This is a genomic window from Vreelandella lionensis, from assembly GCF_002087295.1.
GTDB lineage: Bacteria > Pseudomonadota > Gammaproteobacteria > Pseudomonadales > Halomonadaceae > Vreelandella > Vreelandella lionensis.
Genome location: NZ_MWVI01000094.1, coordinates 94,321 through 119,385, shown reverse-complemented (window position 1 = coordinate 119,385; position 25,065 = coordinate 94,321). Strand labels below are relative to the sequence as shown.

General features: G+C 53.4%; 25 protein-coding genes, 4 tRNA genes and 2 pseudogenes. 15 read left to right on the top strand and 16 right to left on the bottom strand.

Annotated features, from left to right (window positions below):
- Both B4967_RS14475 and B4967_RS14470 read left to right on the top strand, forming a co-directional pair.
- Positions 1-431: helix-turn-helix domain-containing protein (locus tag B4967_RS14475; RefSeq protein WP_207953641.1), on the top strand; the 431-nt coding region annotated here is incomplete at its 5' end.
- Positions 418-939, top strand: coding sequence for an ImmA/IrrE family metallo-endopeptidase (locus B4967_RS14470; RefSeq protein WP_139794518.1), 522 nt, complete (start codon positions 418-420; stop codon positions 937-939). The genes B4967_RS14475 and B4967_RS14470, both read left to right, overlap by 14 nt.
- 700 nt (positions 940-1,639) lie before the next feature.
- Here the strand turns inward: B4967_RS14470 and B4967_RS14465 are convergent.
- From B4967_RS14465 to ppnN, 4 genes are all read right to left on the bottom strand, one after another.
- Complete coding sequence (locus tag B4967_RS14465) at positions 1,640-1,828, bottom strand: hypothetical protein (protein ID WP_083025970.1); 189 nt, start codon at positions 1,826-1,828, stop codon at positions 1,640-1,642.
- A 102-nt stretch (positions 1,829-1,930) separates the two neighbouring features.
- Positions 1,931-2,131: a hypothetical protein gene (locus B4967_RS14460; protein WP_083025968.1), complete on the bottom strand. Its 201-nt coding sequence runs from the start codon at positions 2,129-2,131 to the stop codon at positions 1,931-1,933.
- Between the two features lie 113 nt (positions 2,132-2,244).
- Entirely contained in the window at positions 2,245-2,973 is a 729-nt protein-coding gene (locus B4967_RS14455) for a sulfite exporter TauE/SafE family protein (RefSeq protein WP_083025966.1), read from the bottom strand.
- A gap of 76 nt (positions 2,974-3,049) precedes the next feature.
- Positions 3,050-4,432, bottom strand: a complete 1,383-nt coding sequence (gene ppnN / locus B4967_RS14450; protein ID WP_083025964.1) for a nucleotide 5'-monophosphate nucleosidase PpnN — start codon at positions 4,430-4,432, stop codon at positions 3,050-3,052.
- Between the two features lie 215 nt (positions 4,433-4,647).
- On the opposite strand from ppnN, the gene B4967_RS14445 reads away from it, so the two are divergent.
- Complete coding sequence (locus B4967_RS14445) at positions 4,648-5,550, top strand: LysR family transcriptional regulator (RefSeq protein WP_044630534.1); 903 nt, start codon at positions 4,648-4,650, stop codon at positions 5,548-5,550.
- A 39-nt stretch (positions 5,551-5,589) separates the two neighbouring features.
- On the opposite strand, the gene gcvP is transcribed toward B4967_RS14445, so the two are convergent.
- Together gcvP and gcvH are read right to left on the bottom strand one after the other, a co-directional pair.
- Positions 5,590-8,484, bottom strand: coding sequence for an aminomethyl-transferring glycine dehydrogenase (gcvP, locus tag B4967_RS14440; RefSeq protein WP_083025962.1), 2,895 nt, complete (start codon positions 8,482-8,484; stop codon positions 5,590-5,592).
- Positions 8,485-8,569: 85 nt separating this feature from the next.
- On the bottom strand, positions 8,570-8,959 hold the full coding sequence (gcvH, locus tag B4967_RS14435; protein ID WP_083025960.1) for a glycine cleavage system protein GcvH: 390 nt from the start codon (positions 8,957-8,959) through the stop codon (positions 8,570-8,572).
- A gap of 409 nt (positions 8,960-9,368) precedes the next feature.
- Between gcvH and B4967_RS14430 the strand changes: the two genes are divergently transcribed.
- On the top strand, positions 9,369-10,772 hold the full coding sequence (locus B4967_RS14430) for an alanine/glycine:cation symporter family protein (protein ID WP_083025958.1): 1,404 nt from the start codon (positions 9,369-9,371) through the stop codon (positions 10,770-10,772).
- 90 nt (positions 10,773-10,862) lie between these two features.
- Positions 10,863-11,975, top strand: coding sequence for a glycine cleavage system aminomethyltransferase GcvT (gene gcvT, locus B4967_RS14425; protein WP_083025957.1), 1,113 nt, complete (start codon positions 10,863-10,865; stop codon positions 11,973-11,975).
- A gap of 68 nt (positions 11,976-12,043) precedes the next feature.
- Here the strand turns inward: gcvT and B4967_RS14420 are convergent, their stop codons facing one another.
- The 3 genes and pseudogenes from B4967_RS14420 to B4967_RS14410 all read right to left on the bottom strand — a co-directional run bounded on the left by B4967_RS14420 (position 12,044) and on the right by B4967_RS14410 (position 14,844).
- Positions 12,044-13,015 carry a LysM peptidoglycan-binding domain-containing protein gene (locus tag B4967_RS14420; RefSeq protein ID WP_192859217.1) on the bottom strand — a complete coding sequence of 324 codons (972 nt, stop codon included), beginning with the start codon at positions 13,013-13,015 and terminating at the stop codon, positions 12,044-12,046.
- A pseudogene (locus tag B4967_RS14415) lies at positions 12,952-13,832 on the bottom strand (acyltransferase). Before B4967_RS14415 ends, B4967_RS14420 begins: the two are co-directional and overlap by 64 nt.
- Positions 13,833-13,944: 112 nt before the next feature.
- Entirely contained in the window at positions 13,945-14,844 is a 900-nt protein-coding gene (locus B4967_RS14410) for a LysR family transcriptional regulator (RefSeq protein WP_083025956.1), read from the bottom strand.
- 204 nt (positions 14,845-15,048) lie between these two features.
- Between B4967_RS14410 and B4967_RS14405 the strand changes: the two genes are divergently transcribed.
- Both B4967_RS14405 and B4967_RS14400 read left to right on the top strand, forming a co-directional pair.
- Positions 15,049-15,747, top strand: a complete 699-nt coding sequence (locus B4967_RS14405; RefSeq protein ID WP_083025954.1) for a CoA transferase subunit A — start codon at positions 15,049-15,051, stop codon at positions 15,745-15,747.
- Positions 15,748-15,796: 49 nt separating this feature from the next.
- Positions 15,797-16,459, top strand: coding sequence for a CoA transferase subunit B (locus tag B4967_RS14400; protein WP_044630542.1), 663 nt, complete (start codon positions 15,797-15,799; stop codon positions 16,457-16,459).
- A 39-nt stretch (positions 16,460-16,498) separates the two neighbouring features.
- On the opposite strand, the gene B4967_RS14395 is transcribed toward B4967_RS14400, so the two are convergent.
- A complete protein-coding gene (locus B4967_RS14395) occupies positions 16,499-17,266 on the bottom strand; it encodes a VOC family protein (RefSeq protein WP_083025952.1) in 768 nt (255 codons plus the stop codon).
- 114 nt (positions 17,267-17,380) lie between these two features.
- Positions 17,381-17,644: a GrxA family glutaredoxin gene (locus B4967_RS14390; protein WP_083025950.1), complete on the bottom strand. Its 264-nt coding sequence runs from the start codon at positions 17,642-17,644 to the stop codon at positions 17,381-17,383.
- A 150-nt stretch (positions 17,645-17,794) separates the two neighbouring features.
- On the opposite strand from B4967_RS14390, the gene B4967_RS19740 reads away from it, so the two are divergent.
- From B4967_RS19740 to B4967_RS14380, 3 genes are all read left to right on the top strand, one after another.
- Complete coding sequence (locus B4967_RS19740) at positions 17,795-17,962, top strand: hypothetical protein (protein ID WP_243470609.1); 168 nt, start codon at positions 17,795-17,797, stop codon at positions 17,960-17,962.
- Positions 17,962-18,234 carry a [NiFe]-hydrogenase assembly chaperone HybE gene (gene hybE, locus B4967_RS19735; protein ID WP_243470611.1) on the top strand — a complete coding sequence of 91 codons (273 nt, stop codon included), beginning with the start codon at positions 17,962-17,964 and terminating at the stop codon, positions 18,232-18,234. The genes B4967_RS19740 and hybE overlap by 1 nt, the downstream gene beginning before the upstream one ends.
- An 82-nt stretch (positions 18,235-18,316) precedes the next feature.
- Complete coding sequence (locus tag B4967_RS14380) at positions 18,317-19,090, top strand: 3-hydroxybutyrate dehydrogenase (protein WP_083025947.1); 774 nt, start codon at positions 18,317-18,319, stop codon at positions 19,088-19,090.
- A gap of 51 nt (positions 19,091-19,141) precedes the next feature.
- Here B4967_RS14380 and B4967_RS14375 read toward each other — a convergent pair whose 3' ends face one another.
- The 3 genes from B4967_RS14375 to B4967_RS14365 are packed head-to-tail and all read right to left on the bottom strand — an operon-like array spanning position 19,142 to position 21,414.
- Complete coding sequence (locus B4967_RS14375) at positions 19,142-19,681, bottom strand: response regulator transcription factor (protein ID WP_083025945.1); 540 nt, start codon at positions 19,679-19,681, stop codon at positions 19,142-19,144.
- A gap of 36 nt (positions 19,682-19,717) precedes the next feature.
- Complete coding sequence (locus tag B4967_RS14370) at positions 19,718-20,989, bottom strand: ATP-binding protein (RefSeq protein ID WP_083025943.1); 1,272 nt, start codon at positions 20,987-20,989, stop codon at positions 19,718-19,720.
- A gap of 8 nt (positions 20,990-20,997) precedes the next feature.
- A complete protein-coding gene (locus B4967_RS14365; RefSeq protein WP_044630548.1) occupies positions 20,998-21,414 on the bottom strand; it encodes a hypothetical protein in 417 nt (138 codons plus the stop codon).
- 153 nt (positions 21,415-21,567) lie between these two features.
- Between B4967_RS14365 and pyrC the strand changes: the two are divergent.
- A pseudogene (gene pyrC / locus B4967_RS14360) lies at positions 21,568-22,604 on the top strand (dihydroorotase).
- A 74-nt stretch (positions 22,605-22,678) separates the two neighbouring features.
- Here the strand turns inward: pyrC and mtnN are convergent.
- Together mtnN and folD are read right to left on the bottom strand one after the other, a co-directional pair.
- Positions 22,679-23,389 carry a 5'-methylthioadenosine/S-adenosylhomocysteine nucleosidase gene (gene mtnN, locus B4967_RS14355; RefSeq protein ID WP_044630550.1) on the bottom strand — a complete coding sequence of 237 codons (711 nt, stop codon included), beginning with the start codon at positions 23,387-23,389 and terminating at the stop codon, positions 22,679-22,681.
- Positions 23,390-23,435: 46 nt separating this feature from the next.
- Positions 23,436-24,302: a bifunctional methylenetetrahydrofolate dehydrogenase/methenyltetrahydrofolate cyclohydrolase FolD gene (folD, locus tag B4967_RS14350; RefSeq protein WP_083025941.1), complete on the bottom strand. Its 867-nt coding sequence runs from the start codon at positions 24,300-24,302 to the stop codon at positions 23,436-23,438.
- 211 nt (positions 24,303-24,513) lie between these two features.
- On the opposite strand from folD, the gene B4967_RS14345 reads away from it, so the two are divergent.
- The 4 genes from B4967_RS14345 to B4967_RS14330 all read left to right on the top strand — a co-directional run bounded on the left by B4967_RS14345 (position 24,514) and on the right by B4967_RS14330 (position 25,000).
- Positions 24,514-24,590, top strand: a tRNA-Pro gene (locus tag B4967_RS14345).
- Between the two features lie 88 nt (positions 24,591-24,678).
- Positions 24,679-24,755 (top strand) — tRNA-Arg (locus tag B4967_RS14340).
- A gap of 62 nt (positions 24,756-24,817) precedes the next feature.
- A tRNA-His gene (locus tag B4967_RS14335) sits at positions 24,818-24,892 on the top strand.
- 33 nt (positions 24,893-24,925) lie between these two features.
- Positions 24,926-25,000: transfer RNA gene (locus B4967_RS14330), tRNA-His, on the top strand.
- Positions 25,001-25,065 lie beyond the last annotated feature (65 nt).

Sequence of the window (25,065 nt, the reverse complement as noted above, 5' to 3'; positions counted from 1 at the left end):
CGGCGCCGGCTTCACGGATTCAGGATACATTTACAACTCGTGGAGGATATAACATGGCGCTTACAAAGTTCGGTCATGAAGTTAGATCGATGCGTCGAAACGTTGGTGTAACCCTGAGCAAGATGGCAGAAGATTTAGATACATCGCCTGCGTTTCTTAGTGCGATCGAAACTGGTCGAAACAAAATACCTCACAAGTGGGTAGAGGAGCTTTACAGTTATTTTTCCAGCAAGGGTGAAAGTATCTCTATTGGAAAATTCCGAGCTCTAGCTGACCAATCTAATCAAACTGTTTCATTGGACGGGCTCGCCCCTCAACACAGAGCACTATTAGCCGGATTCGCTCATTCTGATCTTGAACAAGAGCAATTAGCAGCGATTGGGAAGATCCTCGAAGAAGCATGGGAAAAAAACTCCAATGAAAACTCTTGATGATTCTAGTGAAGAACCATTTCGATTACGGGGGCATCGAGTGATGCCCTTGACTGAACAGAAAATCTACAGCTATGCCCAAGGCCTAGCAGATAAGCTCGAGTGGAAAAGAAACTCATTCAACGCTAGTAATATCGAGCACACGTTGCAGACACTTGAGGTCTGGAAAATTAACATAGATGTTATCGATGATCATGAATGGATTTCTCTAACTCGAGCAATTGCGGAGCCTGATCAACTGCTAATTAGAGTGCCGAACCAATTTTACAAGTCTTTAACAGATGGGCTTACGGAAAATGTGTGGATTATGCTCCATGAGCTAGGGCACATTTTCTTAGGTCATAGAGCAGGGATGCACTTTGCAGACAAGCATCCTCAAAAACAAGAAGATTCCGAATGGCAGGCTGATGTGTTTGCAGACGCAATTGCTGAATATCTGAAGTTGCCGGGTAACAAGAAACAGTTAGAACTGAAGTTTGAAGAAAATAAAGGCCAATCACGTACATAACATGATTGACCTTGGAAGCAAACATTGCAGTGTTTGCTTTGAGAGTTCTCCGCTCGCTCTCAACATAACTGATGAGAAAGCTAGAAAACGTCCCGCGCAAAAGGATTCTAGCAGTATCTCCAGGAAATGTCCACTACGAAAGTAGCGATAACTTGCAATATCTGGAGATAAGCTATGACTTATACAGACGAACGGGGAGTTTTCATTCTTCGTTGGAGCCGCCGCCTGAAAAATGGCAAGGTTCTAGTCGCTAAGGCTAAGCCTTTCAAAATATATATTGAAAAGTTCTAATTCAATATACACATAAGGGGCCTTGCGCCCCTTTTTTTCTATTTACAGCATAAGTGATCATTGGATAAATCATCTTTAATGTTGCAGGCAGGCAGGCAGGCAGGCAGGCAGGCAGGAGAAAATCAGGCTACGCATGAGGTGAAAACAGCCTTGTAACTTGTTGATATTTATAGAGCGGATTGGCCGTTTTGACCGTCCGTAAATATGACAGGTATTTTAATTAAATCAATTGGATATAGTGATAAGGGCAGGGCAATGGGGTTGCAAAGGTCGCAGGTTCGAATCCTGTCACTCCGACCAATACTAAAACGGCCGCTTGCGTTTATCGCAGCGGCCGTTTTTTATGCCTGCTATTTCAGCTCAAAAATTGGCCCCAGCGATAGGGGTCAAGGCGTGTTTGGGACTGAAGCTAGCGGCGGTTATCGAAAGGCTCGTTAGAGCGCGGCGTTGATGAGTCGCGCCGCGTGGCTTGCGATTGCTGAGGCGTTCGCTTTCCATTATTTCGGCCGCGTAAATCGTTCCAGGCTGTTTTGGCTTTCTGGCGATTTTCTGGCTTACGCAGCCAGTTAGCGAGGGCCATCATAATCCATTTCCGCATGCGAACCTCCTAGTTCCTGTTGGTAAGAAAGGAGTCTCATTACTCCCAGTTACCTCGCTCGATGAATGTTGTTTCCCCATGTGCTCTGTTGGGGAGGGGCCATTAACCTTGCGCTTTATGGTCGGCGAGTGCTGTAGCTACCGCTTCTTCCCATTGGCCTGCGGTAATTCCCCAATGCTCCATTTCCGCGTGGTCGGGTGAGCCTTCCGCAGCGCTATTGAGCTCCTCTGCGGAGTAGCGTTCAAAACAGTGCTTCGCGAAGGCTTTGGTTTTGCCATCTTGCAACTGGTTAATCATCTCCATGTGTGACTCCTTTCCTTGATAAGAAACTGCCAATAATCGCGAGTGACTGCGGTTATTACAGGCTTCAGTGTAGCGGCTCTCGCATCATTGTGCAGAATGTTAGCGCAATGGTGTTATGTCAGCAGGGCATCCAAGATGATTTTCAGGGCGATGCTCGCCAGCAAACACATAATGAGATTATCAAACCAGCGGTGGGGTAATCGCCTGCCAAGCTGGGCACCAATAGGCATGGCGGCGAGTATCACAAGCAATGCGCCCAGGCTGTAGAGCGTGCGCTCACCCGTAAGAATGCCAGCACTGAGTAGTGCAGGGATTTGTACCAGGGTAATGGCAACGAAAAATACCGAAATTGAGCCAATAAAAACGCGACGCTCAAGCTGCATGGCATTCAAAAAAGTGACTGAGGCAGGGGCCGACATGCCCGCAGCGCCTTGAAGCACACCCGCCAACAAACCGACGGGGAGTACAATTCGCTTTGCGACCGTAAATGGTAGCGTTGCGGTACGCTTGGCCAGCTTGATGATGAGATACAGAAGAATTGCTGCAGCGACGCCTAGCGATAGCAGTGTTGGTGAGAGCACTACTAGCCCCCAGGTGCCAAGTACAATGCCAGCGCCACCGGCTACGGCAAATGAGAGTAGAAAGCGCAAGGGGAGAAGGTGCTGGCGGTACTGCCATACCTGAAGCGCATTGCTAAAAAGATTGGGAGCTACCAGCACGGCAATGGCCAGCTTAACGTCATAAAGCATGGTCAAGACAGGTACAACGACCACCGGAACTCCCGAGCCAATTGCTCCCTTAACAATCCCTGCAATGACGAAAGTGAGCAGTGCAATAATCACGGCGAGTTTCCTTAAGCAGGTATCATGGGCGATACCTGCTATGGGTGAAGCTACTAAGGATTATCTAAGTAAGGGATTATCTAAGCACGTAGCAGGGCGTATAGGGCTGGCCATCAAGCTTCATGCGCCCTTGGGCAACAAAGGAGCTAAGCAACGCATCTAAACGTTGCATCAATTCGGGCTCAGCGGTGAGCTCGAAGGGGCCATGAGCTTCAATGGCGCGAATGCCCGGCTCTTTCACGTTACCCGCCACAATGCCGGAGAAAGCGCGCCTTAGGTTGGCGGCAAGCTCGTGGGTGGGCTGCTGGCGGTGAAGGGCTAGGCCGCGCATCGCTTCGTGGGTGGGCTCAAAGGGTGCTTGAAACTCACGGGCGATGGTTAAGCGCCAGTTGTAGTAGAAGGCGTCTTGATGTTGGCGGCGGAAATCGGCAATTTGGTCAATGCCTTCGCGCATTGTGCGAGCGACGGCCACTGGGTCGCCCGTAATAATGGTGTAGTAGCGGCGAATCTCTTCACCGAGGGTGTACACCAGGAATTCATCGATTTTCTGAAAGTAAGCCGCGGAGTTGGCAGGGCCGGTAAAGACGAGAGGGAAGGGGATCTCCCGGTTGCTGGGGTGCAACAGAATACCCAGCAAATAGAGAATTTCTTCTGCGGTACCCACGCCACCGGGGAATACAATAATGCCGTGGCCTAGACGCACAAACGCTTCCAGACGTTTCTCGATATCCGGCATGACGACGAGTTCGTTAACGATGGGATTAGGCGCTTCGGCAGCGATAATACCGGGCTCCGAGATGCCTAGGTAACGGCCATCTTTACGGCGCTGTTTGGCATGCGCCACGTTGGCTCCTTTCATTGGGCCTTTCATAGCCCCAGGCCCACAGCCGGTGCAGATATCTAAATCGCGCAAGCCCAAGTGGTAGCCCACATCCTTGGTGTACTCGTACTCTTCGCGGGAAATAGAGTGCCCGCCCCAGCACACCACTAAACTAGGGTCGCGACCGGGTTTCAGCGTGCCCGCCTTGCGCAGGATATGAAACACCGCATTGGTGGTGCCTTCGCCCGTACTGAGATCAAAGCGCTTGTGGTGCTGAATTTCGTTATAAACATACACAATGTCGCGAATGATGGACGAGAGATGTTCGCGGATACCGCGAATCATGCGTCCATCTACAAACGCTTCTGCTGGCGCGTTAGTCAGCTTTAGGCGAATGCCGCGATCTTGCTGCAGTACTTCAATGTCGAAATCTTTATAGGCTTCGAGAATGGCCAAGCTGTCATCAGTAGCGCTACCGCAATTAAGTACGGCAAGCGCGCAGCGGCGCAGTAAATCGTGCAAACCACTTTTAGACGTGCTCTTGAGCCGATTAACCTCATGCTGCGAGAGGACTTCAAGGCTTCCTTCAGGAGAAATAATGCTGGAAATCGTGGCACGAGGCGCTGGGGTTTGCGTCATTAGTCTGGCTGTCCCTAAGAGTGTTAGTAACGAACCTGCATACTAGCACGGCGCTTGGCGCTGTTCAGCAATGCGGCTAAGCGCCCGTCTTAGCAGCGTTTGTGCTACGCTAGGGGCCTGCAAGCGCACACGGCAGCGGGTGCGATAGCACGTCACAATAGTGCTTCACGTCAGCGCCTTACGATGATGGATAATGAGGATGTTGCTTAAACCCTATGTTTAATGCCCAATACTTTCGGACGTTTATAACGTTAGTGGAAACCGGCAGTTTCACACGAACGGCGCGTCGTTTAGAGATGACGCAGCCTGGGGTTAGCCAGCATATTCGTAAGTTGGAGAGCTATCTTGGCAAAACGCTGTTAGAGCGCCGTGGCAGAAGTTTTACCCTGACCGAATCGGGCCGCCGTGCCTATGATTACGCACTTAAGCTGTTTGCCGAACATGAGCAGTTCCGGCATGGCTTGGATGATGACTCGCTGGATAGCGGCGAATGCCGGATTGCATCCCCAGGCAGCGTAGGGCTGATGTTTTACCCGTATATTCTCGGTCAACAGCAGATGCACCCCAACCTGACCGTTAACTATAGCTTTGCGTTCAACCATGAGATCGTCAACGACCTGCTCGAAGGCCGCTACGATATCGGTATCGTGACCGAGCAGGTCAATCACCCGGAACTCACCTGCACGGTGTGGCATAAAGAGCCGCTCTGCTTGGTCGTACCTGCCGATTTTGCAGGCAGCACGTTGTCGGAGCTGATGGGGATTGGCTTTATCAACTATTACGATGGGATTAACCACGCCAATGCGCTGTTACGTGCGAACTACCCCGATGAGTTTCGCTCCATGACCCACTTTCGACACCAGGGATTCACTAATGAAGTGAGCATGGTGCTGGATGCAGTGGCGAGGGGGCTTGGCTTTACGGTGGTCTCGCGCTTAGTGCTCGAAACGTCGCCGTGGCAGCGGCAGGTGAAGGCGTTAGCGCTTCCTCAAGCGATTAACGAAGTGCTCTATCTTCTTCGTCGTCAAGATTCGGTCCTACCTAAACGCTATGAAAAGCTGTTGAACGGCTTTCATGATCAGCGTCTCCAAGAAAAAACGCCCCTGATACCCGAATAAACGGGCCAGGGGCGTTTCCTATCGCGCTATGGATTCTGCTTAACGGCGATACTCGTCAATGCTGGGGCAGGAGCAAATCAGCTGCCGATCACCAAAGACGTTATCGACGCGATTCACTGAGGGCCAGTACTTCGACGCCATCACTGCTTCGGTGGGGAAGGCACCTAGCTGGCGGTCATAAGGCCGGTCCCATGCGCTATCCATTAGGTCGGCTTGTGTGTGTGGCGCATTCACCAGCGGGTTATTATCCAGCGGCCATTCGCCGCTCTCTACTCGTGCAATCTCTTCACGAATCGCAATCATAGCATCGCAGAAGCGGTCAATTTCGTAGAGTGATTCAGATTCCGTGGGCTCAATCATCAGCGTGCCCGGTACTGGGAACGACATGGTGGGGGCATGGAAGCCATAATCCATCAAACGTTTGGCGATATCTTCTTCACTAATACCAGACGCGCTCTTCAGCGGGCGGATATCGATGATGCACTCATGGGCGACATTGCCGTTCTGGCCGCGATAGAGAATCGGATAGGACGCTTCTAAACGCTTAGCAATATAGTTGGCGTTAAGAATGGCCAGCTCGGTGGCTTCACGCAGGCCACGGGCACCCATCATCTTAATGTACGCCCACGAGATCGGCAGAATGGAAGCGCTGCCAAAGGCTGCCGCCGACACCGCGCCGCTCTCTGGGTTAACCCCGTTGATGGGCGTCACCACATGGTTAGACACAAACGGGGCCAAGTGTGCTTTAACACCAATCGGCCCCATCCCCGGACCGCCGCCGCCGTGGGGGATACAGAACGTTTTGTGCAAGTTCAGGTGAGACACGTCGCCGCCGAAGTCGCCAGGGCGAGTGAGGCCAACCTGAGCATTCATGTTAGCGCCATCGACGTAAACTTGGCCGCCATGCTGGTGCACCACTTCGCATACTTTGCGAACGTGCGACTCAAAGACGCCGTGGGTCGACGGGTAGGTAATCATCACCGCTGAAAGCCGCTCGCTGTGCTGCTCGGCTTTGCGGGTCAAATCCTCTAAATCGATGTTGCCGTTAGCATCGCACTCCACCACCACCACTTCCATGCTCAGCATGGCGGCAGAGGCCGGGTTAGTGCCGTGGGCGGAGCTTGGAATCAAGCACACATCACGGTGAGCTTCACCTTGAGCTGCCTGATAGCGGCGAATCGCCAGCAAGCCCTCGTATTCACCCTGCGCGCCTGAGTTAGGCTGCATCGAGATATGGTCATAGCCGGTGACTTCGACTAAGAACGCTGCCAGCTCATCAATCATCTGATGGTAGCCCGCCACCTGATCACGCGGCGCAAATGGGTGCAGGTTGGAAAACGCAGGCCATGTGACAGGAATCATCTCGCTAGTCGCGTTGAGCTTCATGGTGCAGGAACCCAGCGGGATCATGGCATGGGCCAGCGACAGGTCTTTGTTCTCAAGACGCTTCAAGTAGCGCAGCATTTCGGTTTCGCTGCGGTAGCGATTGAAGGTCGGATGTTCAAGAAAATCGCTTTCCCGCTGGTAGGCAGCCGGAATACCGCTCAGCTTATCGGTCACTACCTGGTCGTCCAACACTGCCACGGCCAGACCATGCTCATCGCCCAGCAGGACGTCGAATAGGGCGGCGACATCGTGAGCGGTGGTCGTTTCATCCAGGCTGATACCCACATCGCCATTGGCGAAGTAGTGCAGGTTAATATCGTGGGTCATGGCGCGGCCGTGAATTTTGCCCGCGTCTACCTGGGTAAGGCGTAGCGTATCGAACCAGGTGTTATTCGCTAGTTGCACGCCGGCTTGCTGTAGGCCAGTAGCCAACACAGTAGTCAGGCGGTGAACGCGACCAGCAATTTTGCGTAGGCCTTCTGCGCCATGATAGGTGGCGTAGAAACCGGCAATATTGGCTAGTAGCGCTTGTGCGGTACAGATATTCGACGTCGCTTTCTCACGGCGAATGTGCTGCTCGCGGGTTTGCATGGCCATGCGCAGCGCGGTTTTGCCACGGCTGTCTTTAGAGACGCCGATAATCCGCCCTGGGATCGAGCGCTTGAGTTTGTCGGAGGTAGCGAAGAACGCCGCATGTGGACCGCCAAAGCCCATGGGCACGCCAAAGCGCTGCGAGTTACCTACGACAATATCCGCACCCATCGCGCCCGGCTCTTTCAGCAGCACCAGGCTAAGCAGGTCGGTGGCCACGCAGGTCATAATGCCGCGCTCTTGAGCCGCCTTTAGCATCGGGGCTAAGTCGCTGACGCTGCCGCTGGCAGAGGGGTACTGAACCAGAGCGCCAAACACATCGTGTTCGGCAAGGCTTTCGGCGGGGCCGGTGATCAGCTCAAAGCCAAAGAACTCGGCACGGGTTTTGACGACGTCTAACGTTTGTGGAAAGAGGTCGTCAGCCACGAAGAACGCGTTCGACTTGCTCTTTTTATTGCCGCGCTTACATAGTGCCATGGCTTCTGCGGCGGCGGTGGCCTCATCCAGCAGGGAAGCGTTGGCAAGCTCCATGCCGGTTAAATCCATAATCACCTGTTGGAAGTTTAGCAATCCCTCCAGACGGCCCTGGGAAATTTCGGGCTGGTAAGGCGTGTAAGCGGTATACCAGCCGGGATTTTCCAACACATTGCGCTGAATCACTGCAGGCATATGAGTGTTGTAGTAACCCTGGCCAATATAGCTTTTGCTAACGCGGTTCTGGCGCGCTAACTGGCTCAAATATTCAAGGGCTTCCGCTTCACTGCGTGGGTCGTCAAGGGCAAGTTCGCGACCTAGGCGAATATCGCTAGGCACGGTTTGCTCAATCAGGTCTTCCATGCGCTGCATATTGAGCGCTTTTAACATGGTGGCGACATCATCGGGGCTGGGCCCGTTATGGCGTTTGATAAAAGCATCGTGGTCGGCCAGTTCGGCCAAACGGCGTGATTCAAAAGGCATGGGGAGATTCCGGACGTAATGAGAAAACCGTGCAGAGGCGATAATAAAGCGCCTGCCGCAGGGGCAGGCGCTTTGGCTACATGACTTAGGCGTCGGCGCTCAGCGTCGCTTGATACGCATCGGCGTCTAAGAGACCTTCAAAGGCTTGGTCGGTTACACGCACTTTCATAATCCAGCCGCCTTCATAGGGGGCGTCGTTCACCGTTTCGGGAGCGTCTTCGAGGGCTTCGTTCACTTCAATTACTTCGCCGTTGACCGGCGAGTAAAGGTCAGAGGCCGCTTTCACGGATTCAATGACGCCAAACTCTTTCCCTTTGCTTAGGGATTGGCCAACTTCAGGCAGTTCAACAAATACCACATCGCCTAGCGCTTCTTGCGCGTGGTCGGTGATACCGACGGTGACCGTGCCATCTTGATGATCAAGCACCCATTCATGGCTGGCAGCGTAACGAAGATTGGCAGGAAGATTGCTCATAGTGATTCCCTTATAAAATCAGTGGACAGAACGAAAGCATACTAGCGCTTGTCGTTCGCCTTGGCGACTGTGGCCAGCTCGCAGTGAGCGTAAGTGGGTATATGGTACCGTGTTTCTTATCGGAAACAAATTTCTTCATTGCCTCCAAAAGGCTAAAAATGGATGCTCTTTTTCCGTTGTTTCAGTGCGCCAGCCAGTTTCAAAAAGAGCAGCTTTCTCTATCAGCAGGCGACATTGGCATGGAAGCGCACTAAGAAAATGGTGTAAAACATACCCATCATCCGTTTTTCCAGCGTTAATTAAGCGCTATGGTAGGAACGCTTGGTGATTTCATCTGCTATCGGTTGGAGCGGGTGAACAACCTAACCTTCATAACAAATGCATTAATCAATTGGGTAAGGAGAGTCGTGTGGAAACGTTAACAAGCCTATTAGGGGCCATTAACGGCGTGGTGTGGGGCCCGTTAATGCTGATCCTGCTATTGGGGGTGGGTATCTACCTGCAGATTGGCTTGAAACTGATGCCGATACGTAAACTCGGCATGGGTTTCAAGCTAATGTGGCAAGGCCGCGATGCCAAGCCATCCGATAAAACCCCTGCAAAACCCAGCGATGAGGGGGAAATTTCTCCCTTTAACGCGCTGATGACAGCACTGTCTGCGACGATTGGTACCGGTAATATTGCCGGTGTGGCAACGGCCATCGCATTAGGTGGCCCAGGTGCTGTGTTCTGGATGTGGATTACCGCACTGGTGGGTATGGCGACCAAGTTTGCCGAGGCAGTGCTGGCGGTGCGCTACCGGGAAACCGATAGCACTGGCTACCATGTAGGCGGGCCGATGTTCTATATCAAGAATGGCTTGGGCCGTAAGTGGCTGTGGCTGGGCGGCCTGTTCTCGTTCTTTGGTGCTGTTGCCGCGTTCGGGATTGGTAATACCGTACAGTCTAACTCCGTGGCTGACGCCATGGATGCCACCTTTGGTGTGCCTCACTGGTTAACCGGCGTTATCATCATGGTACTGGCCGGTGCAGTGATATTGGGTGGCATCAAGCGCATTGCCAAGGTTGCTGGTAAGCTGGTACCGGTGATGGGCATTGCTTATGTGATTGCGGGCTTGCTGGTGCTGATCGTTAATGCGGGCCAAATCGGTGACGCCTTTGGGCTGATCTTCTACTACGCCTTCAACCCCATGGCAGCAGCCGGTGGCTTTGCCGGTGCTGCGGTAATGGCCGCCATCCGCTTTGGCGTGGCGCGGGGTATTTTCTCCAATGAAGCAGGTCTGGGCAGTGCACCGATTGCTCACGCTGCTGCGCAGACGAAAAACCCGGTTCGTCAGGGCTTGATTGCCATGCTGGGTACGTTCATCGATACCATCATCGTGTGCACCATCACGGCGTTGGTGATCTTGACCTCTACCGTGTGGATGGAAGGCGAAGCGGGCGCTTCGCTCACGGCGCTCTCCTTTGATGCGGCGCTGCCTGGTTTTGGTAACCAAATTGTGGCCATTGCGCTAGCAATTTTTGCTTTTACCACCATTCTTGGCTGGTCGTTCTACGGTGAAAAGTGCTGCCAGTTCCTGTTCGGTACGCGCTCTATTATGCTGTACCGAGTGCTGTTCGTACTGGCTATTCCGGTGGGTGCAATTGCGCAATTGGGCTTTATCTGGCTGATGGCAGACACCTTCAACGCGATGATGGCGATTCCTAACCTCATTGCCCTGGCGCTGCTGTCTCCGGTTGTCTTTAAGCTCACTCGGGATTATTTTGCTGGTAAGGACGTGCTGCCGGGTGAAGCCCTGGATCATGATAAATAAGGCCTGCCTGTAAGCAGGTAATGCACGATGTAATAGAGCCGGGAAGCCTAGTAAGGCTTCCCGTTTCTCTTTTTTGACAGAGGAAATGCCATGACTGATCTGAACCACACGCCACTTCATGCGCTTCACACGCAGCTAGGGGCCAAGATGGTGCCTTTTGCCGGGTACGATATGCCGGTGCAATACCCGCTAGGTGTTAAAAAAGAGCATGAGCATACCCGCGAGCGGTGTGGCTTGTTCGATGTGTCGCATATGGGACAGATTCTGGTCTCCGGAGAAAAGGTCGCTGAAGCGCTGGAAAGTCTTATCCCAGCGGACTTGGTAGGCTTGCAAAAAGGCCAGCAGCGTTATGGCCTTTTTACCAGCACCGATGGCGGTATTATCGATGATTTGATGGTGGTGAATGCTGGCGATCACTTCTATCTGGTGGTGAACGCGGCATGCAAAGACCAAGATATTGCCCATTTGCGCGCCAATCTTGGTAACACTCATCAAATTGATGTGCTTGATCGCGGCCTGCTGGCGCTTCAAGGGCCACAGGCCCGCGATGTGATGCAGCGCCTCTGCCCGCAAGCCTGTGAGCTAACGTTTATGCAGCATGGTCGTTACACCCTAGCAGGATGTGACGTGTGGATCAGTCGCAGTGGCTATACCGGCGAAGATGGCTTTGAAATCTCTGTCGCGGCTGACGAGTGCCAGGCGCTTGCCGAAGCGCCGCTGGCCGAGCCTGAAGTAGAAGCGATTGGCTTGGGCGCGCGTGATTCACTGCGCTTAGAAGCGGGCTTGTGCCTATATGGTCACGATATGGATATGCAAACCACGCCTGTCGAGGCCAGCTTGATCTGGGCCATTGGCAAGCCGCGTCGCCATGGCGGCGAGCGAGCAGCGGGTTTCCCCGGAGCCGATGTGATCTTGCACCAAGTGGATACCAAAGATCATACCCGCAAGCGGGTTGGGCTGGTGGCAGAAGGGCGCGCGCCGGTGCGAGAAGGCAGTCTGCTGGTCGATGAGGCGGGCAATGAAATTGGCGTAGTGACTTCCGGAGGTTTTGGGCCGAGCGTCGGTAAACCTATTGCCATGGGGTACCTCGCCCGTGAGTGGGAAGCGCCCGGTACTACCGTCTACGCGTTAGTACGCGGCAAGCAGCTACCCATGAGCGTTTCCGCGATGCCATTTGTGGCCCCTGGTTACTATCGCGGTTAATTAGCGAGCGCAGTTAATTCAAAAAAGGTGCAAAAGCCCCTCGCGGGGCTTTTGCATGCGGAATATGCTTACCTTAGCACCTGTCGTGGGTCGATGGGTTTCCCCCCCTGGCGTAAGTCAAACAGCAGATCATAACGCTGTGTCGCGTTACTTTGTCCTACATCACACAGCTCATCACCTGTACTCACCTGGTCCCCTACGCGGACGAGAATCCGCTCGCAGAGCGCGTAAACGGTTTGCAAGTTATCGGCATGGTGCACAATCACGACATCGCCGAGCTGTCGCATGCTATCTGCAAAGCGTACTTCACCAGGGGCAACGGCCTTAGCACGAGCGCCTGCCTGAGTTGCCAACAACATGGGCTGTAGTGTGCCGCGGCTGTCGGCACCAAACCGACGAACCACACGATAATCTTCTAAAGGCCACGGCCATCGGCGTGCCGAAGCTGGCACACTAGCGCTTGGCGCAGGGGCGGGCGTTGATGCATTACGGTTATTGGCGCTACTAGCGGCTGAACTACTGCTTGATGATGCCGTTCTAGCGGTACTGCTAAGCGGTACGCTAATGATTTGCCCCACACGCAATGCCGTGGGGGAAGTGCCTTGGTTAGCACTCTGGATTCGCCCCGTTGTGGTGCTAAAGTGCCTAGCAATACCTGAGAAGGTATCGCCGGGCCGGATTTGATAGCGATAAGGGCCGCCAGAAGGCGCTCGCTCCTGCTGGGTTGGGATCAATAGGCGCTGACCAACGGCTAAACGGCGAGAGTCAACCCCGGGGTTGAAGCGCTCTATCCGTTCAAGTGTTACGTTAGCCCGTGCCGCGAGCCGCCCTAGCGTATCCCCACGCCTAACCTCTACCCAGTTGCCGCCAATAGCGCTGGCGCTACTAGCGGCGGGCACCCGCTGGCTAGAGGGGGGGGCAGAGCTGGCGCAGCCAGTTAGCACGCTGGCCAATACACAAATAGTGAGCCAGTGGCTTAGTCGTGGTCGCTGAGGCGATCTAGCAAGGTATCTTTTTCCTGCCAGAGTGAGTTGATCCATGCGTGGAAGCGTTCCTTGTGCTGCGGTTCGTCATGGTAGTTGGCAGTTTGCATCCATTCAGGAATGGCTAGCTGCCGGGCTTCAAGCGTAATGGGGGCTTCTTTACCGCATAAAAAACCCATAAACGTGGGTGATGGGTTGGTATAGCTAATAGTGACGTCAAGAATACCATCCAACTGATCACCCAGCAGGCTAAGTACTTGGGCAATTCCTCCTGCTTTAGGGCGAAGCAGATGCTGGAATGGACTGTGCTGCGACTCACGTTTGGCGACGGTAAAGCGGGTTCCCTCGACAAAATTAAAAATAGCGATAGGGGCATGGCGAGCTTGGCGGCACATGCGCTCAGTGGATTCCCGGTCAACTGTGGCTAGCTTGGGGTTATTGGCGATCTGCTCACGGCTAAAGCGACGCATAAAGGGAAACTCAAGCGCCCAGAAGGCGAGACCAACAATCGGGATCCAGATAAGCTGGTGTTTGAGAAAAAAGCGCGGCATAGGAATGCGTCGGTGCAGTGCCATAAATAGAATAAAGATATCGGTCCAACTGCGATGGTTAGAGATGACCAGCCACCACTGCTCAGGGCTTAATGTATCTGGCACGTTGATCGAGACATTAGGTTTTAACCAGTGGCGCATCCACCACAAATTGACGCCAATCCAGTTTAGTGCGACGGCACATAGCCCTTTAAGCAGCCACTCTTTTTGCCGCCGCCCAGGGACGATGACTTTAGCAGCGTCAGAATAATCAGGGGGACACCCCAAACCAGCGTGTTCAACGTCAGCAGCAAGATGCTAACGCCCCCTTTAATAATTGGCATACCACAATCCTCACAGCAATTCGTCTGCGTGCTAAAGGCCTTTTAAACACGCGCTTAGCGATAAATGCTAATAGATCAGCGCCACGCTGCCCAGCATAACCGTATCAAAGCGTTATGCATCAATGGGTAGGTAAGGTGCTTTAACACTCTCAAGCAACACGCTACGCAGCGCATGCGCCGCCACAGAAAGCTCTTCCTGGGTCAGGATCCCCACTCGGCAAGCGATGCTTGGCTCGACAAGTGGTATGCAGAGCGCACCTAGCTCATGCATTTGCTGAATGCACATGGAAGGCACAGCGCTGACCCCTAGGCCTTCCGCGACCATTCGTCCGACGGTAGAGAGCTGGTGGCTTTCAAAGGCGACAGGGAGGTCTATATGGCGCTTGCCAAGCTCTTGCTCCAGTAAACGCCGTACCATGGAAGGGCGTTGTAGCGTGATAAAGTCATTCTCAAGCAGCTGCGTCCAGGGCAGTGTGTCGCGGTGAGCCAGGGGCGAGGTGGGAGGAACCACGGCGACAAACTGATCTTCAAACAAAGGTGTAAAACTTAAGCTTCCCTGGCCCTCCGGCGAGAAGGCAATGCCAATCTCTACCTGTCGGGAGCGCACCATATCCGTGACTTCTTCATTGATCACATCGTGCACCGTAACGTTGATTTTGGGGTACTGTTGTCGAAACTTAACCAGTGCACTGGGTAATAGATTGCAGGCAAAAGACGGCATGGCCGCAACGCTGAGTCGCCCTAGCTGTAACGTAAACCGCTGGCGCAGGCGTTCCTCGGTGTTATCCCACTGCGCCAGCAGGTGTTTGGCAAGCGGGAGCAGCGACTCCCCCTCTGGGGTTAGCCGCACGCTGCGGGTGCTACGGATAAGCAGTTTGCCGCCTAGCGAATCTTCTAACCCTTTGATGGCAAGGCTTAGGGCGGGCTGTGAAAGGTGCAGGCGCTCACATGCCTGGGTAAAGCTCAGGGTCTGTGCCACGGCTAAAAATGCACGAAGCTGCTTGACGGTCATGGCGTCTCTTTATAAGTTATTAAAATAAATTGATAAGAAAAACAAACTTAACAAATATATCATCTAGGACAACACTGGCAATACTGATCTGATCGTCATACGCACTATGTATGGCGCGACATTCCAACAAACGCTTCTTACACACTATTCTCGACAAACGTTCTCAACACCGATACGTACTCAACAACAATGTGAGGCATAACAATGGCAGGATTCGACAAGCGTGTAGCTTCTTACGAAGAAGCAATGGAAGGCATCGAAAGCGGCATGACCGTCCTCGCAGGTGGCTTTGGTCTGTGTGGTATTCCAGAAAATCTGATCGCAGAAATCAAACGTCGTGGTGTGAAAGACCTTACTGTTGTCTCTAACAACTGTGGCGTCGATGGTTTTGGCTTAGGCCTTCTGCTCGAAGATCGGCAAATTAGCAAAATCTTCGCCTCCTACGTAGGCGAAAACGCGCTGTTTGAGCAGCAAATGCTGAATAATGAAATTGAGGTGGTACTGACCCCTCAAGGAACGCTGGCAGAAAAAATGCGTGCTGGCGGAGCGGGCATTCCCGCCTTCTACACGGCTACTGGTTATGGCACCCCGATTGGAGAAGGCAAAGAAGAGCGTGTGTTCGATGGCCGCCACTATATTTTAGAAGAAGCCATTAAAGGCGATTTTGCGATTGTGAAAGGCTGGAAAGCCGACCGCTATGGCAACGTGATGTATCGCCATACTGCACAGAACTTTAACCCCATGGCCGCCACGGCAGGCAAGATCACCGTTGTAGAAGTTGAGGAGATTGTTGAACCAGGCGAACTGGAGCCAAGCCAGATTCATACGCCGGGTATCTACGTGGATCGTATTATTCAAAGCACATTCGAGAAGCGTATTGAGAAGCGCACGGTGCGCAGCTAAGCGCAACAACGCCAACAATCAACTAACTGCTAAGACAAGAGGTGGCACCATGGCTTTAACTCGCGAACAGATGGCACAGCGCGTTGCCCGTGAACTGCAGGATGGTTTTTACGTCAATTTAGGCATTGGTATTCCTACCCTGGTAGCTAACTATATCCCAGATGGTATAGATGTCATGCTCCAGTCTGAAAACGGCTTGCTGGGCATGGGGCGCTTCCCCACTGAGGAGGAAGTGGACCCCGATATGATTAACGCGGGTAAGCAGACCGTTACCGCGCGTCCTGGCGCTGCCATTTTCTCATCCGCTGAGTCGTTCGCCATGATTCGTGGCGGACATGTGGACTTAACCGTACTGGGTGCGTTCGAGGTTGATCAGGAGGGCAATATCGCCTCTTGGATGGTCCCCGGTAAGCTCATCAAGGGTATGGGTGGAGCGATGGATCTTGTGGCTGGCGCAGAAAATATTATTTGCACCATGACCCATGCATCCAAACACGGTGAATCCAAATTGCTGGAAAAATGTAACTTGCCGCTCACTGGCGCCGGGTGCATCAATCGAGTGCTAACGGATCTGGCTTACCTGGAAATTAAAGACGGTGCCTTCATCCTCAAAGAGCGCGCGCCCGGCGTTAGCGTTGAGGAAATTGTCGAGAAAACCGCAGGCAAGCTGATCGTTCCTGACCACGTTCCGGAAATGACCTTCGACGAGTAACACTGACAGCGAGCATGGTGAAATGGCGTGGGCCTTGGCTCACGCCATTTCACACCGGGCATGAAAGGGTAATAAAATTTCAGCAACACGCTCATGATCATCGCTTAGCTGTTTTTGGGTGAGTGCCAAGCCTCCCAAGCATAAACGGTGCTCATCGCCATCGCTAAAGACCACTTTTTGCGGCGTGGCAGGGTAAAAGCGATGTTCAAGCAGTGTGGATACCGAGAATACGCCATTCTGTTGACCGCTTAGTGATGGCATGCCTGCGTTTTCCAATTGCTTGCTAATCGTATCGATCGACTCATTAATCCGGTAACAGTCAAAGCCTGCATGGTGTAAACGTGGCCCCATCACGGACAGCCAGGCAGCAAGCGGGTGGGCATTTTGTAACTGCTGATAAAGCTCCCAGGAGGGCATCGGCCATGGCCTGCCGCGGCAAAGCAGGTTTTGCCCCTTACAGTCGGCGGGGTGGCTCTGATGCACTAGCGAGGTCAGTGCTTCACGGGGTACTTTCGATAGGGTGCCTATCTGTAGTTCTGCCAATACTAGCCAACTGCTCTCATCCGCAGGAGCCATTAAGTGGATGAGCAGCCCTTTATCGGCCATGGCATAGTGCCCCACCGAACGATAGCCCATACGCGCTAGCGGCACGCTTAAGGCATTCATGGCAAAAGGGCCGTAGTTAAGCGTCACCAGCGTTAAATATTCAGCAGTGGTGCTAAGCGGCCATAGCCTTAAGCTGCCAATATCTGGATGGGTATGGATATAGTCGAGCCACAGCTGTTGTACAAACTCCTCGCGCTGCATTGGGGTTCCTCGCCGCCTATAGACGTCCGTGAGTAAACAGGTAACTGAGAGGTCAGTATAGGCAAGCAAGGAGTTCGTAGGTTCAACGGGGTTTAACGGCGATTTTAACGGCCGCTAAGAGGCCATTAATTGCTTATCGCGGACAAACTGGTCGAATTCGGTAAAGCCGCCAACGTGCTGCTGGTCGACAAAGATTTGCGGTACGGTATGAATGGGTTTGCCCGCAGTTTTGGCGATATCTTCCTTGGTAACGCCTTCTGAGGGCATGTCCACATAGCGGTAGCCATCAATTTTGCCGTTACTCTCGAGGTGTTCGGCAAGATGCTTGGCACGTACACAGAATGGGCACGACATGCGCCCAAAAATGACCACAAACATGGCAACAACTCCTTTACGATACAGAAATAAGTAAGTGCTTGGATTAGGAATCAGCGCCCATTGTGGCGTAGGGCACAGGTTTTCGCCAATAGCACCACACTACGTGCCCTATAAAGCCGCACAATGAGCAATGGAACAGTAGGAGAAGCCATGCAAACCCTGGCACCGCATGAATATGGTTATTTAGCTGAGCTTGCTAAGTGCTACCGCGATGAGCACTTGGCAGGACTTAAGCAGCAGGCGCACTTCAATCCGCGATTAGGCGTTGATGCGCTCTGTTTTCAGCATATTGAGTCGCGCATAGCGACTCCAGCGTGATGGCTGGCTCTTTAATTACGCCTTGTGAGCTATGGCTTGTCGCGCTGCCAGAGCAGTCTGCTTTACAAGCGCCGCTTGAGTCACAGTGTGCGTTAACGCTTCCTTCAGGCCGTTACTCACTGCAACTAGAGCGTTTGCCCGCGGGTATCGAGCTTTATAAGCGAAAAATCTTAGAAGATTTAAGCGATCTTGAAACGCTTCAAGAGACGGCACGATTAGCACAGCGCATGATGGAACAGCTAATGACCCCGAACGCTGTACCGCAAGGGTAGAGTAGGCAGAAGCTGCCGGCGACTCCTATACTCATGAGCGTTTATACATTCATTACCGTGCAGTTAATAAAAGGAAGTCTGAATGTCATCCCAAAAAGCTTCAACCCCTCGGGTTGCCGTGGTGACTGGTACCAGCAGTGGTATCGGTGAAGCCGTTGTTAAACACTTTTGCGAGCAGGGCCATCAAGTCCTGGCCGTCGATTTTAATCCTGCTGGAAAAGAGATTGCAGAAGCGGCAGGCGCGGCGTTTTACCAAGCGGATCTCACCGACGCAGATGCATGCCGTGGCGCGATTGCTGAGGCAGTGAAACGCTTTGGTGGCGTGGATATTTTGGTGAATAATGCCGGAATTCAGCATGTCGCTTCTATCGAGACTTTTCCCGAAGAGAAGTGGCGGCAAATTATCGACCTGATGCTGACCGCGCCATTCCTTCTCACCCAGGCCGCTTGGCCTTATATGCGTGAAAAGGGCTGGGGGCGAGTGGTAAATATTGCCTCAATCCATGCGCAGGTGGCATCGCCGGGTAAGGCGGCGTATATCAGCGCCAAACACGGCATGATTGGGTTAACCAAAACCGCTGCGCTGGAAGGCGGCGAACAGGGCATTACCGCCAATGCGATTTGCCCTGCGTATGTTAAAACCCCGTTAGTAGATAACCAGATTGCCGATCAGGCCAAGCTGCATGGTATGGATGAGCAAGAGGTGATCGAGAAAATCATGCTCAAAAACGCCGCGATTAAGCGCTTAATCGAACCCTCCGAAGTTGCTCAGTTGGTCGCTTACCTGACGTCAGATGCGGCGGGCGCAGTCACTGGCGCTAGCTGGGATATTGATCTCGGCTGGACAGCACACTAATCCAACCCCCCGCCTGTTACGATAGCTAGTGGAGCTTGATAACGGGCGGGCTCAGCGGCGAACCGGGCGTTTTTGCAACTTGCGCTGTAGTGTGCGGCGGTGCATGCCTAGCGCCCGAGCCGTGGCGGAAATATTGCCATCATGCTCTTGCAGCACTTTTTGGATATGCTCCCAGGTAATCCGGTTGATGGAAGGGGGATTATCCGCCAGCTCGATATTGGGGTCAGCGTCAGGGTGTTCAAAGGCCGCCATCACATCGTCGGCATCTGCCGGTTTACACAGGTAGTTGATCGCGCCAAGTTTGATAGCTTCTACCGCCGTAGCAATGCTGGAGTAGCCCGTGAGCACAACGATGCGACAGCTTGGTACTGCGGAGAGCAGTTCAGGCAGCAGCTTAAGGCCAGAGCTATGCTCCAGCTTTAAATCAAGCGTGGCCATGGTGGGCATAAACTGTTCCGCGATATTCAGCGCTTGGTCGGCGTCGTGAGCGACCATCACTTCAAAGCCGCGGCGGGTCAGTGCGCGGCTTAGCACGTGGCAAAACATTTCATCGTCATCGACAATCAGCAGACGTTGCTCTTGGTTCTGCATAGTACCCTCATTTGTCTAAATAGCTGCCGTCTCACCCTAGGTTGGTGCTGAGCAACGCGGCAGGGTGACCTCGGTCAGCGTTCCACCTTCTGGATGGTTATAAAGGCTAACGCCGCCGCCGAAGCGGTTAATCGTGGCGTGGGTGAGAAATAGGCCAATGCCCATGCCTTTGCTTTTAGTGGAGACAAAGGTATCGCCTAGCTGATCCGCAATTGACATCGCCACGCCTGGGCCGTGATCACGAATATCAATCACCACCTCCTCGTCTTGCCAATCCAGGCGAATAGCAATGTGCTCGGGGTTGGCATCGGCGGCGTTATTCAACAAGTTAGTCAGCGCTTGGTCTAAGGTGGCATCAACTGCCAGCCAAGGTCTGCCGCGGCGTTCAGCGACTTCAAAACGATGGCTAACATCGGGCCGAATTACGAGCCAGCGCTGTACCACGCCTGCCAGCCATACTTCCGCATCGAGTATTTCAGGTTCGGCCATACGCCGACGGTCAGCATTGCTGACCAAGTGCTGCAGGCGCGATTTACAGATATCCACCTGCTGGCGCAGCAGCGCAATGTCTTGCCCTAGTGGGCTCTCTTGCTCCGCGTCTGCCTGCATCTCTTTCAATAGCACGGCCATCGTAGAAAGCGGCGTTCCCAGTTCATGAGCAGTACCCGCTGCTTGGGTGGCCACGGCGAGCACTTGCTCGTTGCGTAGCGCAGCCTCCCGGGTGCGGGAAAGCGCTTTATCCCGGCTGCGCAGGGCGTGGGCCATTTTATAAATAAAGAAGGTGACTAGGCCGGCAGAAAGTCCGAAGTTTAGCCACATTCCTAGGATATGTAGGCTTAACGGGCCATCGCTACTGATATGTCCTAGCTGCGGTATCGGGTGGTAGTAAAACATCAGGAAGCTGTAGCCTGCCATGGCGCAGGCGGCGATGATCCACGCGTGGCGCCAAGGTAGGGTGGCTGCGGCAATAGTCACCGGCACCAAGTAGTAAGTGATAAACGGGTTGGTGGAGCCCCCTGAAAAGTAAAACAGCAGCGTGAGCCCTGCGATGTCGGCTAGTAAATGCGATAAATACTCGCCATGGCTAACGGCTCTAGGCCTACCCAGCCGCCACCACGTGGCAATGTTCAACATGCCCATGGCAATGACTACGCTGACCACGGCTGTGACGGGCAAGTTAAACGCTAGTAGTTCGATGCCTACAATAATGGCCATCAAAAAACCCGTCCAGGTGATCCCCCGAACGATGGTGAGCCGTACCAGATTGCGGTTAGGCGTAGAGAGCGGCAGGGGCAGAGCAGTAGGCATGAGGCGGCTTATTTACTTGATGTTTTGACGCTATGGATAACGAACTTAATAAATAGGGTCATGACAAACGTCATCCAACCCGCAGAGGCTAACAGGTTAAAAAGCAGCATCTTAGGAGGGAGCCAGGCCGAGCCGAGCAACGCTTCCAACATAATGTGGAAAAACATCGCCAGTAGCAGCGGGAGCGCCAGCGTGTGAATCCACATGTCAGTGCGGCGCTTACGAATGTGGTAACGGCGCAGTAAATAGCGCATAGGTCGATGTGCCCAGCTAAACAGGACCAGCGTTGCCACCACAAATAGCATCGCCAGAGTAGGTTCGGTGCTTTGACGGTGCATTGATATAGAAATCGACCATGCGAGCCCCAGCCACGCCAATCCCTCGATGCTGGCGATAAAATCCGCATAGCGTCGTACGTTCTGCATAAACAACTGAATCCTTGATCTTACAGCGTGCCGCCATGATACGACACTTGCGCTTATCTGTGGGGGTAACGCGCAGATTTATCCTATCGCCGTATTGAGTATACTGTGGCAGCTCTCTGAACTCCCTTACCCAAGATCAGAATAGGATTTGCCGTGGACGCTATTACCATTACCCGCCCCGATGATTGGCACCTGCATTTACGTGATGATGAGGCGTTAAACGCCGTGGTGGGGCATACTGCTGCGCAAATGGGGCGCGCTATTATTATGCCTAACCTGAAACCGCCGGTGACGACGACAGAGCAGGCAATAGCATATCGCGAGCGAATCCTGGCAGCGCTACCAGAGGGCAGTGCGTTTGAGCCTTTGATGGTGCTTATCTGACGGATACGACGCCCCCTGAAGAAATTAAGCGCGCGGTAGAAAGCGGTATTGTTAAAGCCGTGAAGCTCTATCCAGCAGGGGCGACGACCAACTCTGCGTCAGGTGTGACGGATATTGCTCACTGTGACGCCACGATTGCTATGATGGCCAAGCTGGGCATGCCGTTATTGGTGCATGGAGAAGTCACTGATCACGAGATCGATATTTTCGATCGGGAAGCGATGTTTATTGAGCGGGTGATGAAACCGCTGCTGGCGCGTCATCCTAGTTTGAAAGTGGTATTCGAGCACATTACCACTCAGCAGGCCGCTGAGTTTGTGGCCAGCGCCTCCGATAACGTAGCGGCGACTATCACCGCTCACCATTTGCTGTTCAATCGCAACAAAATGTTAGCGGGCGGCATTCGTCCTCACTACTACTGCTTGCCTATTCTCAAGCGCGAACAGCACCGCCAAGCCCTGCTGAAAGCGGCGACCAGCGGTAGCCCGAAATTCTTTTTAGGCACGGATAGCGCACCCCACGCGAAAGGCGATAAAGAGTCGAGCTGCGGCTGTGCTGGTGCGTATACCGCTCCCGCTGCCATCGAGCTATACGCGACGGCGTTCGAAGAGATGCAGGCGCTGGATAAGCTAGAAGCGTTTGCTAGCCTGCACGGCCCACGCTTCTACGGCTTGGCGCCGAATACGGATACGGTAACCCTTGAGCGCCGTCAATGGGTATTGCCGGAGAGTTACCCCTACGCATCGGGACAAACCATTGTGCCCCTGCTGGCAGGTGAAACACTGCAATGGGCGATGAAAAAGTAACGCGCTGTATAAGTCTCAAAGAAAACGGAGCCATTAAGGCTCCGTTTTCGTTAGTGCAGTTAGGCCGATGACACTTACTTAGTTTCGCCCAGGGCGATGAGCATCTGATCCACCATCCGTGATGAGTGGTCGGCGGCAATATCGAGGAACTGCTCGAAAGAGAGGTGGTTGTCGCCACTGCCAGGGATGTCAGAGAGGGCGCGAATGACGACAAACGGGCAGTCATAGAGGTAGCAAGTTTGGGCAATCGCAGCGCCCTCCATTTCCACTGCCAGCATGGTGGGAAATTGGGCGCGTGTGGTGGCTACCCGCTCGGGGTCGGCCATAAAAGCATCGCCAGTGGCAATCATCCCTTCGCGTACGTTTACCTCGCCAAGCGCTGCAATCGCGCCGCGAGCGATGTCGCGCAAACGGCTATCCGCATGATAGGCAGCCGGCATGCCTGGTACTTGGCCTAGCTCATAGCCAAATACCACTGCATCGACATCGTGGTGGCGAACTTCATCGGAAATGATAACGTCGCCAATGGCTAAGTCGGTGGCAAACCCGCCAGCTGAGCCAGTATTGATGATCGCATCCGGCTGATGGCGCTCTAATAAAATCGCCGTGCCAACCGCCGCGTTCACTTTTCCAATACCCGATTGCAGAATGATTACTTCCAAGCCGTGGCGCGTACCGGTATGAAATACAAATCCGGCGTGCTCGTAGCGCTCGGCATTATCAAGCTGCCCCGCTAAAATATTCACTTCCTGCGCCATTGCGCCAATAATTCCAATCCGTTGCACTGTCGCATTCTCCGTCGTAATTCGTGAGGTTTAATTGTTGAAACGCTCAGTGCTTAATGCTGCTGATCGTGTCTTCGGCGGCTTCAAGAGTGTTTTCCAGCAACGTGGCAACAGTCATGGGACCAACGCCACCCGGTACGGGAGTGATATAGCTGGCGCGCTCTGCAGCCGCAGCAAAGTCGACGTCACCGACGAGGGTACCGTCATCTTGACGGTTAATGCCGACATCAATCACCACGGCGCCTGGTTTGATCCATTCGCCCTTCACAATGCCGGGCTTGCCAACGGCAACAACGACTAAATCTGCACGGCTGACATGGCCGGCTAAATCCTGGGTGAAACGGTGGCATACCGTAGTGGTGCAGCCTGCCAGCATTAGCTCAAGTGCCATCGGGCGTCCAACGATGTTAGAAGCTCCCACAATGGTGGCGTCCATGCCGCGTACCGCGATACCGCTTTGCGCCAGCATGGTCATAATGCCTTTTGGCGTACAGGGGCGTAGTGAAGGTAAGCGCTGGGCCAGGCGGCCAATGTTATAAGGGTGAAAACCATCGACATCTTTGTCAGGGCGGATGCGTTCCAGAATTGGCCGAGCGTCGAGGTGGGCGGGCAGAGGGAGCTGAACCAGAATGCCATCCACAGTTGCGTCGTTATTCAACTCATCGACCAATGCCTCTAACGCTTCCTGGGTGGTGTCCGCTGGCAGGGCATGTTGATAAGAGAGAATGCCAGCCTGCTCACATGCGCGATGTTTATTGCTTACGTACACATGAGAGGCTGGATCTTCGCCGACCACAACAACGGCTAGTCCGGGTGCACGAGCGCCAGCTTGCTGACGTGCGGTAATTTTCTCGGCAACGCGTTGACGGACATTAGCGGCGATGGCTTTACCATCGATGAGTTGGGCGGTCATGTAATGAGATCCCTATGAAGGTTGAAAAGCAAAGCAAACTGACAAGCGCTGGTGGCAGAACGCGCTTTTAAGGGGGGCAATTTTCGCATGGTAGGGCGGCAAGGCAAAGCGCCTATCGAATCAATCACTTTAAGTGTTGACTTTAAAATTAGAAATAGTAATATATGCCTCGCTTGAGACGGGACACGCAGCAACGTCTAAGGTAAGAAATCGGGATGTAGCGCAGTCTGGTAGCGCGCCTGCTTTGGGAGCAGGATGTCGGGGGTTCGAATCCCTCCATCCCGACCACGTACCTAGCACGGAAGGTGTTAGTCTGCTTCTCCAAACTTTGGTTGTGGTCAAGTGCTCATCAGTATTCACTCTGGATACACTATGTGCGCCCATAGCTCAACCGGATAGAGCAACGGCCTTCTAAGCCGTAGGTTGCGGGTTCGAGTCCTGCTGGGCGTGCCAATCAAATACTTTTCAGTGTTTGTTCTCCAGTTGGGTATTCTCAAGTTTGCTTTTTGTCTGTGGTGGATGTAGCTCAGTGGTAGAGTCCCGGATTGTGGCTCCGGTGGTCGTGGGTTCGATCCCCATCATCCACCCCATTGACAAGGCAGCATTAAAAGTTTCAGGTTGTGGTGGATGTAGCTCAGTGGTAGAGTCCCGGATTGTGGCTCCGGTGGTCGTGTGTTCGATCCCCATCATCCACCCCATTGACCTGTAATTTACTCTCTTATATCTCCTCTTCTTTTACAAAGCTCTCCAGCGTTTCTGCTGG

Coding starts and splice junctions, on each gene's coding strand:
- B4967_RS14470 (WP_139794518.1), top strand. CDS start 418: ATGAAAACTCTTGATGATTCTAGTGAAGAACCATTTCGATTACGGGGG.
- B4967_RS14465 (WP_083025970.1), bottom strand. CDS start 1,828: ATGCGGAAATGGATTATGATGGCCCTCGCTAACTGGCTGCGTAAGCCA.
- B4967_RS14460 (WP_083025968.1), bottom strand. CDS start 2,131: ATGGAGATGATTAACCAGTTGCAAGATGGCAAAACCAAAGCCTTCGCG.
- ppnN (WP_083025964.1), bottom strand. CDS start 4,432: ATGACGCAAACCCCAGCGCCTCGTGCCACGATTTCCAGCATTATTTCT.
- B4967_RS14445 (WP_044630534.1), top strand. CDS start 4,648: ATGTTTAATGCCCAATACTTTCGGACGTTTATAACGTTAGTGGAAACC.
- gcvP (WP_083025962.1), bottom strand. CDS start 8,484: ATGCCTTTTGAATCACGCCGTTTGGCCGAACTGGCCGACCACGATGCT.
- gcvH (WP_083025960.1), bottom strand. CDS start 8,959: ATGAGCAATCTTCCTGCCAATCTTCGTTACGCTGCCAGCCATGAATGG.
- gcvT (WP_083025957.1), top strand. CDS start 10,863: ATGACTGATCTGAACCACACGCCACTTCATGCGCTTCACACGCAGCTA.
- B4967_RS14420 (WP_192859217.1), bottom strand. CDS start 13,015: ATGGATCAACTCACTCTGGCAGGAAAAAGATACCTTGCTAGATCGCCT.
- B4967_RS14410 (WP_083025956.1), bottom strand. CDS start 14,844: ATGACCGTCAAGCAGCTTCGTGCATTTTTAGCCGTGGCACAGACCCTG.
- B4967_RS14405 (WP_083025954.1), top strand. CDS start 15,049: ATGGCAGGATTCGACAAGCGTGTAGCTTCTTACGAAGAAGCAATGGAA.
- B4967_RS14400 (WP_044630542.1), top strand. CDS start 15,797: ATGGCTTTAACTCGCGAACAGATGGCACAGCGCGTTGCCCGTGAACTG.
- B4967_RS14395 (WP_083025952.1), bottom strand. CDS start 17,266: ATGCAGCGCGAGGAGTTTGTACAACAGCTGTGGCTCGACTATATCCAT.
- B4967_RS14390 (WP_083025950.1), bottom strand. CDS start 17,644: ATGTTTGTGGTCATTTTTGGGCGCATGTCGTGCCCATTCTGTGTACGT.
- B4967_RS19740 (WP_243470609.1), top strand. CDS start 17,795: ATGCAAACCCTGGCACCGCATGAATATGGTTATTTAGCTGAGCTTGCT.
- hybE (WP_243470611.1), top strand. CDS start 17,962: ATGGCTGGCTCTTTAATTACGCCTTGTGAGCTATGGCTTGTCGCGCTG.
- B4967_RS14380 (WP_083025947.1), top strand. CDS start 18,317: ATGTCATCCCAAAAAGCTTCAACCCCTCGGGTTGCCGTGGTGACTGGT.
- B4967_RS14375 (WP_083025945.1), bottom strand. CDS start 19,681: ATGCAGAACCAAGAGCAACGTCTGCTGATTGTCGATGACGATGAAATG.
- B4967_RS14370 (WP_083025943.1), bottom strand. CDS start 20,989: ATGCCTACTGCTCTGCCCCTGCCGCTCTCTACGCCTAACCGCAATCTG.
- B4967_RS14365 (WP_044630548.1), bottom strand. CDS start 21,414: ATGCAGAACGTACGACGCTATGCGGATTTTATCGCCAGCATCGAGGGA.
- folD (WP_083025941.1), bottom strand. CDS start 24,302: ATGACCGCCCAACTCATCGATGGTAAAGCCATCGCCGCTAATGTCCGT.